The 12077-nt window shown below is 61.9% G+C and carries 14 protein-coding genes; 3 read left to right on the forward strand and 11 right to left on the reverse strand.

Annotation, left to right across the window (positions count from 1 at the left end; genetic code table 11):
* Window positions 1–303: 303 nt before the first annotated feature.
* The 10 genes from PMM47T1_RS09315 to ubiE all read right to left on the reverse strand — a co-directional run bounded on the left by PMM47T1_RS09315 (window position 304) and on the right by ubiE (window position 8147).
* On the reverse strand, window positions 304–1884 hold the full coding sequence (locus PMM47T1_RS09315; RefSeq protein WP_008367977.1) for a methyl-accepting chemotaxis protein: 1581 nt from the start codon (window positions 1882–1884) through the stop codon (window positions 304–306).
* A gap of 189 nt (window positions 1885–2073) precedes the next feature.
* Window positions 2074–2781 carry a 16S rRNA (uracil(1498)-N(3))-methyltransferase gene (locus PMM47T1_RS09320; protein WP_008367979.1) on the reverse strand — a complete coding sequence of 236 codons (708 nt, stop codon included), beginning with the start codon at window positions 2779–2781 and terminating at the stop codon, window positions 2074–2076.
* On the reverse strand, window positions 2778–3569 hold the full coding sequence (gene tatC / locus PMM47T1_RS09325) for a twin-arginine translocase subunit TatC (protein WP_008367981.1): 792 nt from the start codon (window positions 3567–3569) through the stop codon (window positions 2778–2780). Before tatC ends, PMM47T1_RS09320 begins: the two co-directional genes overlap by 4 nt.
* Entirely contained in the window at window positions 3566–4060 is a 495-nt protein-coding gene (tatB, locus tag PMM47T1_RS09330) for a Sec-independent protein translocase protein TatB (protein WP_008367982.1), read from the reverse strand. The genes tatC and tatB overlap by 4 nt, the downstream gene beginning before the upstream one ends.
* Window positions 4061–4063: 3 nt before the next feature.
* Complete coding sequence (locus PMM47T1_RS09335; protein WP_008367984.1) at window positions 4064–4330, reverse strand: twin-arginine translocase TatA/TatE family subunit; 267 nt, start codon at window positions 4328–4330, stop codon at window positions 4064–4066.
* 23 nt (window positions 4331–4353) lie between these two features.
* On the reverse strand, window positions 4354–4686 hold the full coding sequence (locus PMM47T1_RS09340; protein WP_008367986.1) for a phosphoribosyl-ATP diphosphatase: 333 nt from the start codon (window positions 4684–4686) through the stop codon (window positions 4354–4356).
* On the reverse strand, window positions 4679–5080 hold the full coding sequence (hisI, locus tag PMM47T1_RS09345; protein ID WP_008367988.1) for a phosphoribosyl-AMP cyclohydrolase: 402 nt from the start codon (window positions 5078–5080) through the stop codon (window positions 4679–4681). Before hisI ends, PMM47T1_RS09340 begins: the two co-directional genes overlap by 8 nt.
* 72 nt (window positions 5081–5152) lie before the next feature.
* Window positions 5153–6757 (reverse strand): ubiquinone biosynthesis regulatory protein kinase UbiB, encoded by a 1605-nt coding sequence (ubiB, locus tag PMM47T1_RS09350; RefSeq protein ID WP_008367990.1) that lies wholly within the window; start codon window positions 6755–6757, stop codon window positions 5153–5155.
* The gene (locus PMM47T1_RS09355) at window positions 6754–7377 is read right to left on the reverse strand and encodes a ubiquinone biosynthesis accessory factor UbiJ (RefSeq protein ID WP_008367992.1); all 624 of its coding nucleotides are present in this window, start codon (window positions 7375–7377) and stop codon (window positions 6754–6756) included. The genes ubiB and PMM47T1_RS09355 overlap by 4 nt, the downstream gene beginning before the upstream one ends.
* A complete protein-coding gene (gene ubiE / locus PMM47T1_RS09360) occupies window positions 7377–8147 on the reverse strand; it encodes a bifunctional demethylmenaquinone methyltransferase/2-methoxy-6-polyprenyl-1,4-benzoquinol methylase UbiE (RefSeq protein ID WP_008367995.1) in 771 nt (256 codons plus the stop codon). The genes PMM47T1_RS09355 and ubiE overlap by 1 nt, the downstream gene beginning before the upstream one ends.
* 137 nt (window positions 8148–8284) lie before the next feature.
* Here ubiE and PMM47T1_RS09365 point away from each other — a divergent pair, with 137 nt between their 5' ends.
* The gene (locus PMM47T1_RS09365) at window positions 8285–8563 is read left to right on the forward strand and encodes a polyhydroxyalkanoic acid system family protein (RefSeq protein WP_008367996.1); all 279 of its coding nucleotides are present in this window, start codon (window positions 8285–8287) and stop codon (window positions 8561–8563) included.
* A gap of 193 nt (window positions 8564–8756) precedes the next feature.
* On the opposite strand, the gene cptA is transcribed toward PMM47T1_RS09365, so the two are convergent.
* Window positions 8757–10493: a phosphoethanolamine transferase CptA gene (gene cptA / locus PMM47T1_RS09370; RefSeq protein WP_008367998.1), complete on the reverse strand. Its 1737-nt coding sequence runs from the start codon at window positions 10491–10493 to the stop codon at window positions 8757–8759.
* 226 nt (window positions 10494–10719) lie between these two features.
* Between cptA and PMM47T1_RS09375 the strand changes: the two genes are divergently transcribed.
* Both PMM47T1_RS09375 and PMM47T1_RS09380 read left to right on the forward strand, forming a co-directional pair.
* A complete protein-coding gene (locus tag PMM47T1_RS09375; RefSeq protein WP_008368000.1) occupies window positions 10720–11157 on the forward strand; it encodes a phasin family protein in 438 nt (145 codons plus the stop codon).
* A gap of 10 nt (window positions 11158–11167) precedes the next feature.
* On the forward strand, window positions 11168–11944 hold the full coding sequence (locus PMM47T1_RS09380) for a phasin family protein (RefSeq protein ID WP_008368001.1): 777 nt from the start codon (window positions 11168–11170) through the stop codon (window positions 11942–11944).
* The last annotated feature ends 133 nt before the right edge of the window (window positions 11945–12077 follow it).

A 12077-nucleotide genomic window follows, 5' to 3' on the forward strand; every position in this document is an offset into this window, starting at 1 on the left:
TTACTTGGAAATGTGCCAGATTCAATATAAGTAATACCACCAGAGAGCTTGGCTCGATGACGGTCGGGGCCAGTAAATCAACAGACTTCGCTGTCAGTGGTACGACATTGATTTCACTGAAGTCTGTAGGCGCGTCGTGGGTGTTTCAATACATTGTGAGAAGGGGGAGTACAGAAATGGGCTACTCATACTTGTTGCTTGTCAATCTTGGGAATGCGTTGTAGAACGTGCTTTCGCCAGTTGGCGCCCTAGTCTGCTTGGCATTTTGATGGATGCAAACACAGACAACGGGCGCCTCATTTGTTACACCCTGAACCGGCCCACCAAATTCTGCAGATGGTTACCCAACCGCGCCAGCTCAATACTGGACGCCGCGGTCTCTTCACTCGCCGCCGACGTCTGATCCGATACATCCCGCACGGTCATCACACTGCGGTTAATCTCCTCAGCCACAGCGCTTTGCTGCTCAGCCGCCGCTGCAATCTGCTGGTTCATGTTCTGAATCGTTGAAACCGTTCGTGTAATATTTTCCAGCGAGCTGCCCGCTCGACGCGTCAGTTCCACGCTGCTGTCGGTCAGGGTACGGCTGTTGTCCATCACCGTCGCCACTTGCTGGGTGCCGTTCTGCAGGCCGGCGATCAGTTGTTCGATTTCTTCGGTGGATTGCTGGGTGCGCTGGGCCAGGCTGCGCACTTCATCGGCTACCACCGCAAAGCCACGGCCGGCTTCACCGGCGCGCGCTGCTTCAATGGCAGCGTTGAGGGCCAGCAGGTTGGTTTGCTGGGCCACGGACTTGATCACATCCAGCACGCCGCCAATCTTGTCGCTTTCGCGCTTGAGTTGGCCCATGGCTTCGGTGGAATGGCCCACCTCGGCCGCCAGGCGCTCGATGTGGTGGAGGGCCTCGCTGACCACGCGATCACCCTCGCGCGCTTGCTGGTCGGCCGCCACGGCGGCTTCGCTGGCCTGCTCGGCGTTGCGCGCCACTTCCTGCACAGTGGCGGCCATCTGATTCATGGCCGTGGCCACTTGGTCGGTCTCCACTTTCTGGCTGTTGACCCCGGCACTGGTCTGTTCGGTGACGGCGGACAGCTCTTCGGCGGCGCTGGCGATCTGCGTGACGCCGTCGCTGATGCCGCTGATCAATACGCGCAAGCCCACGGTCATGCGTTGCAGGCTGTTCTGCAGTTGGCCAAGCTCATCGGTGCGGTCGACGGTGTGGTCGTGGGTCAGGTCGCCGGCGGCCACCTCGTCCATGATCTTCAGGGTGGCTTGCAGTGGGCGTACCACTTGGCGGGTGATGGCGAACCCGGCCAGCAGGCCGAAGACCAGCGCCATCACGGCAGCCGAACTCAGCCAGGTCTTGGCGCTGGCGGCGTCGGCATCGCGCTTGGTCGTTTGGGAATGGGTGAGCTCGGTGCTCATGTCCAGCAGCACGGTACCGGCATCGGCCAGGCGCTTGAACAGGGGCGCGAGGTCACGCTGGTTGTCTTGGGACTTTCGCGCCTGATCGAGTTCGGTCACGGTCTGGCGGTATTCGCGCGTGGCGCTGATCTGGCGGTCCAGGCTGGCCACGTCTTCCGGCGAGGTTAATTGGTTGCGGGCGGTGGCCAGCGCCGTATCCAGCTTGCCCAGTACGTTCAATACGCCATCGATACTGCCATTCTCGTTCGCCACGCTCAGGCGGGCGATGCGCAGGTCACGCGTAAGGTCGCTGACGGTGGCGATGGTGTTGAGCTTGTCGCCACGGGTAATCAGCGCCGTCAGGCCGCTCCAGCCAGTGGTGGTGGTCAGCAGGGTCATGGCCAGGACCAGGCCGAAACCCAGTACCAGCTTGCGCCGCACGCTGATGTGCCCGAGGTGATATTGCATCCAACGATACATTCGCTTGCACTCCTAGCGAGCAGAAAAGGCTTAATGCCATTAGCGTGCCCTTGTATCGGCTTGGTGCAAAGGATCTGTAATACCGTGGATCGGACTTTTCCGGGGCATAGCGTTGTGGGAGCTGGCTTGCCAGCGAGCTTTTGAGGCCAAACAGCTCGCCGGCAAGCGCTCCCACAAAGGCGATGTTGGTTAGAACAGGCGGGCCAGCAGGGCGGTGACGGCGGTCTCGACGCGCAGGATGCGCTCGCCCAACTGCACCGGGTTCAAACCCGCCTTGCCCAGCAGGTCAACTTCGTAGGGAATCCAGCCACCCTCGGGGCCGATGGCCAGGGTCACCGGTTCGCTGAGGGCACGGGGGCAGGGCGGGTAGTCGCCGGGGTGGCCCACCAGGCCCAGGGTGCCTGCACTGATGGCCGGCAGGCGGTCTTCGACGAAGGGCTTGAAGCGCTTCTCGACGATGATCTCTGGCAGCATGGTGTCGCGCGCCTGCTCCAGGCCCAGCACCAGGTTCTCGCGGATGGCGTCCGGTTGCAGGAACGGCGTCTGCCAGAAGCTTTTTTCCACCCGGTAGCTGTTGACCAGAATGACCTTGGCGACGCCCATGGTGGCAACGGTCTGGAATACCCGGCGCAGCATTTTCGGCCGCGGCAGGGCCAGCACCAGGGTCAGCGGCAGCTTGGCGGGCGGCTGTTGCTCCAACACCACTTGCAGTTCCGCCTCTCGGGCTTCCAGGCGCAGCACTTGCGCACGTCCCATCAGCCCATTGATGCGGCCCACGCGCAGGCTGTCGCCGACGGCCACGCCGTGAACTTCCTGCATGTGCGTCAGGCGGCGGTCGCGCAGCACCACCCGGTCGGCCGCGATGAAGTCGGCCTCCTCAAGCAGCAGCAGGTTCACGCCTGGGTCGCTGGCGGCTGGTCGTCATGGTCCTTGTCGCTTTCCTCTTCAGGCTCGCCACGCTTGCTGACCAGACCGCCGAATATCACGCCGATCTCGAACAGCAGCCACATGGGCACGGCGAGCAGGGTCTGCGAGAAGATGTCGGGCGGCGTGAGGATCATGCCCACCACGAAGCAGCCGATGACTACGTACGGGCGCATCTTCTTCAGTTGCTTGACCTCGACCACGCCAATCCATACCAGCAGCACTACGGCCACCGGGATTTCGAAGGCCACGCCGAAGGCGAAGAACAGGGTCATGACGAAATCAAGGTAGCTGGTGATGTCGGTCATCATTTCCACGCCGGCCGGGGTAGCCGAGGCGAAGAACTTGAAGATCAGCGGGAACACCAGGAAATAGGCGAAGGCCATGCCGCAGTAGAACAGCAGGATGCTGGAAATCAGTAGCGGTACCGCAACGCGTTTTTCATGCTTGTACAGGCCGGGGGCGATGAAGCCCCAGATCTGGTGCAGGATGACCGGGATGGCGAGGAACAGCGACACCATCATGGTCAGCTTCAACGGCGTCAGGAAGGGTGACGACACGTCGGTGGCGATCATTGTCGCGCCGGCCGGCAGGTACTGGCGCAGCGGAATGGAGACAAAGGTATAGATCTGCTGAGTAAAGGCGAACAGCGCGGCGAAGATGATGAAAATCGCCGCAACGCAGCGCAGCAGTCGGGTACGCAACTCGGTGAGGTGCGAGACCAGCGGCATGGGCTGGTCGTTTTCGGGAATTTCGCTCATGGGGCTCGCGGCGGCTGTGTCGGATCGTGAGGCGGAGTGTGCTCGCCGGGGACTTGCTCGGGGATCGGCTGCCCGCTTGCAGGAGCCTGGCCTGGTTGCGCGGCGTGGGCGTCGTGACCAGGGTGTGCCACCTCAACCGGGGCTGGCGCTACGACAACCGGCGTCACAGGCGCTGGCTGCGCAGGGTGCGCCTCCATCACTGGCGGCGGCGCCGGCTGCGCAGGCGGCGGGTTGATGGCCTGCTGCAGCGGGTTCAGGATTTTCTTGGCTTCCTGCTCCAGCGACAGAATGTGCTCGTTGTGCAGTTGCCGGCGGATTTCGTCGGCGCCGATTTCACGCTCCACTTCCGCCTTGATGGCATTGAAGCTGCGCTTGAGCCGGCCTACCCACAGGCCCGCAGTGCGCGCGGCACCCGGCAGGCGCTCGGGGCCGAGCACCAACAGTGCCACCAGGCCCACCAGAAGCAATTCACTGAAGCTGATCCCGAACATGACTCAGTCTTTCCTGATCGGCTCTTCGACTTTCTGGGCCGTGGCATCGATGGTATGCGGCTGGCTCAGCGGCGAGGTGGCCTGTGGGTGAACCGGCTGGGCAGGCGGTACCTGCTGGTCGGCGGGCTTGTCGTCATCGTTCATGGCCTTGCGGAAGCCCTTGATCGACTCACCGACGTCGGTGCCCAGGTTTTTCAGTTTCTTGGTACCGAACACCAGTACCACGACAATCAGGATGACAATCCAGTGTTTCCAGTCAAAGAGACCCATGGGGTAATTCCTCGTTCGATACGTTATGAAGGCTGGCGAGCGGCTTTTTCGACATGGCCCGAGAGACCGAAGCGACGGTCCAGTTCGTCCAGGACCGCTTGCGGGTGTTGGCCGAGCGCAGCCAGCATGACCATGCTATGGAACCACAAATCGGCGGTTTCATAGATGACATCGTTGTAATCTCCGCTGACGGCGGCGTCCTTGGCGGCGATGATGGTTTCGACGGACTCCTCGCCCACCTTTTCCAGAATCTTGTTCAGGCCCTTGTGATAGAGGCTTGCGACGTAGGAGCTGTCGGGCTCGGCGCCTTTGCGCGACTCCAGTACCTCGGCGAGCCGGGTCAGGGTGTCATTCATGGGAGTGTCCTGCCTGGTAGATGGCTTTCGGGTCCTTGAGCACGGGGTCTACGGTTTTCCATTCGCCGTTTTCGTGGACGCGGTAGAAGCAGCTCTGACGACCAGTATGGCAGGCAATGTCGCCCACTTGTTCAACCATCAGGATAATGACATCGGCGTCGCAGTCCAGGCGCATTTCGTGCAGATGCTGCACGTGGCCGGAGTCTTCGCCCTTGCGCCACAGCTTGTTGCGCGAGCGCGAAAAGTAGATGGCGCGGTTTTCCGCAGCGGTCAGTTGCAGCGCTTCGCGGTTCATCCAGGCCATCATCAGCACGCGCCCGGTCTTGTGATCCTGGGCAATGGCCGGGACAAGGCCGTCGCTGTTCCAGTTGATCTCGTCCAGCCAGTCTTTCATTTTTGACTCCGACATCGAGTTCGATCCGCTCGAACTCCTCTCTAGTGTGCCAGCCCCATGGACGGCTGGCTATCAACGCACGACCAGATACAGGCCGGTGGCAAGCATGACCCAGGCGGGCCAGGCGGCCAGGGTATCGATAGCGCCGCCAGTGGCGGCCAGTGTCGCACCGCCGGCCAGCAGAACGCCACCTACCAGGCGCACGAAGCGCTGCTCGGTGGGCTTGTGCCACGGCGGCGCCGGGTCCTTGGCGTGCGGTTGCGACATGCGTTCCAGCAGGTCGCGGGTCATGTTGGCCAGGTGCGGCAGCTGTTCTACCTGCGACTGCACGTTGTGGAACAGGTTTTTCGGGCTCATGCGGTCGCGCATCCAGCGTTCCAGGAACGGCTGGGCGGTGCTCCACAGGTCCAGGTCCGGGTACAGCTGGCGGCCCAGGCCTTCGATGTTGAGCAGGGTTTTCTGCAGCAGCACCAACTGTGGCTGCACTTCCATATTAAAGCGCCGCGCGGTCTGGAACAGGCGCATCAGCACCTGGCCAAAGGAAATGTCCTTCAACGGCTTTTCGAAGATAGGCTCGCACACGGTGCGGATCGCTGCCTCGAACTCGTTGAGCTTGGTTTCCGCCGGGACCCAGCCAGAATCGATGTGCAACTGGGCCACGCGGCGGTAGTCACGCTTGAAGAACGCAAACAGGTTGCGCGCCAGGTAGTCCTGGTCCTCGGGCGTGAGGCTGCCGACGATGCCGCAGTCGATGGCAATGTACTTGGGGCTCCACGGCGCCACGGTACTGATGAAGATGTTGCCCGGGTGCATGTCGGCGTGGAAGAAGCTGTCGCGGAACACCTGGGTGAAGAAGATCTCCACGCCACGCTCGGCCAGCAGCTTCATGTCGGTGCGCTGGTCGGCCAGGGTGGCCAGGTCAGTGACCTGGATGCCGTAGATACGCTCCATCACCAGCACTTTCGGCCGGCACCAGTCCCAATACACCTGGGGCACGTAAAGCATGTCCGAGCCTTCGAAGTTGCGGCGCAGCTGGCTGGAGTTGGCCGCCTCGCGCAGCAGGTCGAGCTCGTCGTAGATGGTCTTCTCGTAGTCGGCCACCACGTCCACGGGGTGCAGCAGGCGGGCGTCAGCGGAAAACTTTTCGGCCCAGCGCGCCAGCAGGAACAGCCACGCCAGGTCCTGGCCGATCACCGGCTTGAGGCCCGGGCGCACCACCTTGACGACGACTTCTTCGCCACTGCGCAGCTGCGCCGAGTGCACCTGGGCGACCGAGGCCGAGGCCAGCGGTTCGACATCGAAGCGGCTGAACGCCTCGACGATCTTCTTGCCCAGTTGCTCCTCGATCAGCTTGATGGCCTGTTGCGGGTCGAACGGTGGCACCCGGTCCTGCAGCAGCATCAGCTCGTCGGCAATGTCTTCGGGCAGCAGGTCGCGGCGGGTGGACAGCAATTGGCCAAACTTGATGAAGATGGGCCCCAGGTCCTGCAACGCCAGGCGCAGGGCAGCGCCGCGGCTCAGTTCCAGGCGCTTGCGTGGCAACCAGCGCCAGGGCATGGCAAACCGGGTGATGCGCAGGAACCACGGCAGGGGGAGGGCAAATAGCAGGTCATCGAGACGGTAGCGGATCACGACGCGCTGGATGCGCAACAAACGGCGGACGGCAAGCAGCTTCATGCGTTATCGCTGGAGTTGAGGGATCGGGCGAGGCGCTCTAGGCGCGCTTCGAGGCGTTCTACATCGAGCTTCAGCTCGTCGATTTCGGCAAACCTGGCTTCGGCTTCGTGCTTGCCCACCAGGGTGCGGGTTTCTTCGGCCAGGTATTCGGCCATGTTCTGGTTCAGGCTGGCCACGCCACGGCGCACCCAGCTGGCATCGCGGCGCAGGTGGCCGCTGATCAGCTGGCTGGCCACCGGGCCGAGCCAGCGTTGCAGCTCGTATTCCCAGTCCAGTTCCAGGTCTTGCAGCACCGCCACCAGTTCCAGCAGCACGCCGCTGTCGCCGCCCAGGTCTACCTGGGGGCTGTGCAGCACGGCGGTCTTGTCACGGCTGACAGCCAGTTGCGCCAGGCTGCTGGCCGGGGCCTGCAGCACGCAGTCGGCCGGCGCTGCCCATTGGCTGGCCAGCATCAGGCCCTCGCCGCTGGGCAGGATGAACAGCTTCATGGCCGGCCTCAGGCAATCGACTTCGATCACCTTGCCAGCCAGGCGCGCCAGCCGGGGCAGGGCAGTGCTGTCCAGGCGCAGCACACGGTTGAGGCCGTGCTCGGCGCTGGCGATCAGGCCGCTGTAGAGCATCAGGGCTTGATGCCGCGGTGCAGGGCAACGATACCCGAGGTCATGTTGTGGTAGGTAACGCGGTCGAAACCGGCCTGCACCATCATGGCCTTCAGGGTTTCCTGGTCGGGGTGCATGCGGATCGACTCGGCCAGGTAGCGGTAGCTTTCCGAGTCATTGGTGATCAGCTTGCCGGCCAGTGGCATGAACGCGAACGAGTAAGCGTCGTAGACCTTGGACATGAACTTGTTGGTGGGCTTGGAGAACTCCAGCACCAACAGGCGGCCGCCCGGCTTGAGCACGCGCAGCATCGAGGCGATGGCGTCTTCCTTGTGAGTCACGTTGCGCAGGCCGAAGGCAATGGTCACGCAGTCGAAGTAGTTGTCCGGGAACGGCAGCTTTTCAGCGTCGGCCTGGACGAACTTGACGTTGCTGGCCACGCCCAGGTCCAGCAGGCGGTCGCGGCCTACCTTGAGCATGGACTCGTTGATGTCAGCCAGTACCACTTCGCCGGTGCTGCCCACCAGGTGGGAGAACTTGCGGGTGAGGTCGCCCGTGCCACCGGCGATGTCCAGCACGCGGTTGCCGCTGCGCACGCCCGACAGTTCAATGGCGAAGCGTTTCCACAGCCGGTGCATGCCGCCCGAGAGCACATCGTTCATCAGGTCGTACTTGGCCGCTACCGAGTGGAACACCTCGGCGACTTTTTCGGCCTTCTTGCTTTCGGGCACGTTTTTGTAGCCGAAGTGAGTCGTGGGTTCGGCATCGCTGGCTTTGCGCTGATCGGTCATATCGCTGTCACCGGAAAAAATTACTGGCCATTCTAATCCCCATGGCCGGCTTTGTCTTGGCAAGGCTGGTCGCAGATGGCTTGAAGGGCTATCCGCGATACTATAGCCCGCATTATCACTTATTCGGGATCGGTTGGATGACGCATATCAGCGTTGAGCGCAAACATAGCCTGGGGCGCGAGGCGGCCCGTCAGAAAGCCGAGGTGCTGGTGGACAAACTGGCCAGTGAATACGACCTGCAGGCGCGGTGGGAGGGCGATACCGTGGAGGTCAAGCGCAGCGGCGCCAGCGGTACCATCCGCGTCGGCGACGACACCATTCGTGTGGATTTGAAGCTTGGAATGATGCTGTCGATCATGGGCTCGTCCATCAAGGGCGAGATCGAGAAGGCGTTGGACAAGGCGCTGCAGGCCTGACGATAGGGGCGCCTGGCTGCCGCTGCCTTCGTAGGACTGCGTAGGCCCGCGTAGGCCCGCGGAGCTGCCGCCAGGCTGCGAAAAGGTCCGCAGGACCTTCAGCGATATCATGCCGATCGCGGGCCCGCAGCGCGGGCCTTCGCAGCCTGCGGCAGTTCCGGCTCCGCAGATAGCTGCCGAAGGCGGCGCAGGGTTACTTCTGGACTACGGCGGTGTTGGCATCGGCCTTTGGCGCGATGGTGGCGTAGTCACGCATGGTTTTCGGGTTGTACGGGTCGCCGATCAAGCGTGGGCGTACCACGAACTTGTCGTTGACCAGGCTCTTGGTCGGGTCCCATTCGTTGAAGCTCAGGCCCGCCAGGTCTGCCCAGGTGTGAATCAGGTCCTGGCTGCTGTACGGCCGGTTGGCGTCGCCCTGGAAGCTCCAGGCGTGGTCGGCCTTCCATTTCGGCGAGGCCCAGGCCATGAACGGGATGGTGTACATGGCCGATGTGGGGTTGCCTTCGTTGCGGCCCAGGTTGGTGTGGTCACCCGAGTCGTATACGTCTTCGCCGTGGTCAGACAGGTACAACAGGAAGCCGTTGGGGTCGGTGGCCTGGAATTTCTTGATCAGGCTGGACACCACGAAGTCGTTGTACAGCACCGCGTTGTCGTAGTCGTTGTAGGTTTGCAGGCGCTCGCCAGTGATGGACGGCGGAACACCTACATTGTCGTTGAACTTGTCGAATTCCGGCGGGAAGCGGTACTGGTAGCTGACGTGGGTGCCCAGCAGGTGGATCACGATCAGTTTGCGCGGGGCGCTGTCGGCCAGCACCTTGGCAAACGGGTCGATCACGTCACCGTCATACTGCCGCGCGTTCTGGTTGCGGTTGTTGTTCATGTAGAACTGCTCGTCCGCCTGTTCCGAGAACGTGGTGAGCATGGTGTTGCGCTTGGTCAGGGTCTGCTGGTTGGTGATCCAGAAGGTCTTGTAGCCAGCCTGCTTCATCATCTTGACGATGGACGGGGTCTTGAGGAATTCGTCCGGGTGCTGTTCGTCCGCGAAGGTCAGCACCTGCTGCAAGGCTTCGATGGTGTAGGGGCGCGGGGTGACCACATCGTTGAAGATGCTGAGCTGGTCCCGCATTTTCGACAGTTGCGGGTTGGTGTCGCGGCCATAACCGTAGAGGCTCATATGCCCGCGGTTGGTAGACTCGCCAATCACCAGCACCAGGGTCGATGGCTGCCCGGCAGCAGTGTCCTTGAGGTTGGTCAAGGGCGGGATCTTGGCATCCAGTGCCAACATGTCCTGCATGCCATCGAGCTGCTTGAGGTAGTTGCTGTAGCCGATTACCAGCTGCCACGGTACCGCAGGTTCCATGCGGCCCTGGAAGCTCTCCATGCCGTTTTCGAAACCACCCTTCTTTTTCACGGCCTTGACCAGCGGCCACACCACCAGGCCCAGGATCAGCGCCAGGCTGACCGCTATGGCCTTGGTGGTGCTGATGCGCACCGGGCGCAGGCGGGTCCAGATGAACACGGGCACAGCGGCGTACAGCATGAAGGTCGGTACCATCCACCACTGGAAGTACTGCCCCAGGTACTCGCTGGCCTCGGCGTTATTGGACTCGAACATGATGAAAATCACGCTCTGGGAAAACTCCTGGTGGTACACCAGGAAGTAGAACAGGCTGCCCAGCGAGCACAGGAACAGGACAATGCCGATCACCCCGGCGATCAGCTTGGTACGCGAGGGAAACAGCAGTACGGGGATCAGCCACAGGGCGCTTAGAAAGAAGGCGTCGCGAAAACCCTGGAAGCCGGTGGTGCCGTTATAGAGGATCAGGCCTTGGGTAACGGCGGAAAAGTACCAGAAGAACAGGAACAGCCAGCCCAGCCCAGACCAGTCGGTACGGGTGCGGCGGGGGGTAGCAGAGGTTACGGTGGTCATGGGGGGTTCCAACTCCAGCCTGTCGGGCGCCTGAATCAGTACCCGAAAAGAAACGCGGCTCGCATCCTACTGGGTTAAATGTGAGATTTTTGTCAAAAAAATTACCAGGGTGGCGATGATCGGTTCCGGCGCTTAGGGTGAGCATTCTAATTTTTGTCATTAAGGTGTGCTTAGGCCCTGTGGTTTGGGTGGGCAATCCTCTCTCTTTGAATGCATGAGGTGCACCATGGCAAAAGCGATCCTGAAGAAGAAAGTCCAGGTACCGGCGGAACACGCTGCCGGTGAGGTTCGTTCCTACGCGCGCAAGATCTGGCTGGCCGGCATCGGTGCTTACGCCAAGGCAGGCAAGGAAGGCGTGAGCTACATCAAAGAGCTGATCAAGGCCGGCGAAGGCGTGGAAAAAACCGGCAAGAAGAAGATCGATGCCGAACTCAAGGCCGCCAACACCGAAATCGCCGAAGTGAAGGGCGAGGTCAAGGCCGAACTCAAATCGGTCAAGGGCAAGGTCGAGCTGCAGCTCGATCGCATCGAAAGTGCCTTCGACTCGCGGGTTGCCAGTGCCCTGAACCGCATCGGCATTCCTTCCAAGCATGACGTTGAGACACTCTCTGCTAAGCTCGATGAGCTGACGGCATTGCTTCAACGTGTCGAGCGTAAACAATAAGGAGAGCGGGATGGCTGGCAAGAAGAAGGTTGAGAAAGAAGGCAGCTCCTGGGTCGGCGAAGTGGAGAAATACTCCCGTCAGATCTGGCTGGCTGGTTTAGGCGCTTACTCCAAGATCAGCAATGACGGCAGTAAGCTTTTCGAGAACCTGGTCAAGGACGGCGAAAAAGCCGAGAAGCAGGCCAAGGATGAAGTGGACAAGGGCGTTGATTCGGTCAAGTCCACTGCCAAGACCGCGAAATCACGGGTGGGCGATGTGAAAGACCGCGCGCTGGGCAAGTGGAGCGAACTGGAAGAAGCGTTCGACAAGCGTCTGAACAGCGCTATTTCGCGCCTGGGCGTGCCTAGCCGCCTTGAGGTCAAGCAGTTGCACAGCAAGGTCGATACCCTGACCAAGCAGATCGAGAAGCTCACCGGTCAATCGGTGACGCCGATCTCCAGCCGTTCGACCGCGGCCAAGCCTGCCGCCAAACCGCTGGCCAAGGCCGTGGCCAAGCCGGCCGCCAAGGCAGCTTCGGCCGCCAAGACCGCCACCAAGGCTGCGGCCAAGCCGGTAGCCGCTAAAACGGCAGCCGCAGCCAAGACCGCCACCAAGGCAACTGCCAAGCCGGTTGCCGCGGCCAAGGCTGCGGTGAAGCCGGCGGCCAAGAAGCCAGCAGTGAAGAAACCGGCAGCCGCCAAACCGGCCGCCAGCGCAGCCCCGGCGTCCACCGCCAACAGCGCGGCTGCCCCGGCAGCGCCGGCGCCGAGCAGCGCAGCAGCGCCAGCGAGCGCACCGCAGTCCTGATTCCTTCAAGGACTGCCCAACGCCCGGCCCCAAAAGGCCGGGCGTTTTTGTTTGCGGCCATTGAACAAAAAACGGCTCTTTGCGGCAGCGGGCTCTGCCCGCGAAGGCCGCACCGCGAAACCCATGATGAACT

It is taken from the genome of Pseudomonas sp. M47T1 (assembly GCF_000263855.1).
GTDB lineage: Bacteria > Pseudomonadota > Gammaproteobacteria > Pseudomonadales > Pseudomonadaceae > Aquipseudomonas.

Bases quoted from the DNA above. Each gene is read 5' to 3' on its own strand.
- PMM47T1_RS09315 (WP_008367977.1), bottom strand. From the start codon at position 1,884: ATGTATCGTTGGATGCAATATCACCTCGGGCACATCAGCGTGCGGCGC.
- tatC (WP_008367981.1), bottom strand. From the start codon at position 3,569: ATGAGCGAAATTCCCGAAAACGACCAGCCCATGCCGCTGGTCTCGCAC.
- tatB (WP_008367982.1), bottom strand. From the start codon at position 4,060: ATGTTCGGGATCAGCTTCAGTGAATTGCTTCTGGTGGGCCTGGTGGCA.
- PMM47T1_RS09335 (WP_008367984.1), bottom strand. From the start codon at position 4,330: ATGGGTCTCTTTGACTGGAAACACTGGATTGTCATCCTGATTGTCGTG.
- PMM47T1_RS09340 (WP_008367986.1), bottom strand. From the start codon at position 4,686: ATGAATGACACCCTGACCCGGCTCGCCGAGGTACTGGAGTCGCGCAAA.
- hisI (WP_008367988.1), bottom strand. From the start codon at position 5,080: ATGAAAGACTGGCTGGACGAGATCAACTGGAACAGCGACGGCCTTGTC.
- ubiB (WP_008367990.1), bottom strand. From the start codon at position 6,757: ATGAAGCTGCTTGCCGTCCGCCGTTTGTTGCGCATCCAGCGCGTCGTG.
- PMM47T1_RS09355 (WP_008367992.1), bottom strand. From the start codon at position 7,377: ATGCTCTACAGCGGCCTGATCGCCAGCGCCGAGCACGGCCTCAACCGT.
- ubiE (WP_008367995.1), bottom strand. From the start codon at position 8,147: ATGACCGATCAGCGCAAAGCCAGCGATGCCGAACCCACGACTCACTTC.
- PMM47T1_RS09365 (WP_008367996.1), top strand. From the start codon at position 8,285: ATGACGCATATCAGCGTTGAGCGCAAACATAGCCTGGGGCGCGAGGCG.
- cptA (WP_008367998.1), bottom strand. From the start codon at position 10,493: ATGACCACCGTAACCTCTGCTACCCCCCGCCGCACCCGTACCGACTGG.
- PMM47T1_RS09375 (WP_008368000.1), top strand. From the start codon at position 10,720: ATGGCAAAAGCGATCCTGAAGAAGAAAGTCCAGGTACCGGCGGAACAC.
- PMM47T1_RS09380 (WP_008368001.1), top strand. From the start codon at position 11,168: ATGGCTGGCAAGAAGAAGGTTGAGAAAGAAGGCAGCTCCTGGGTCGGC.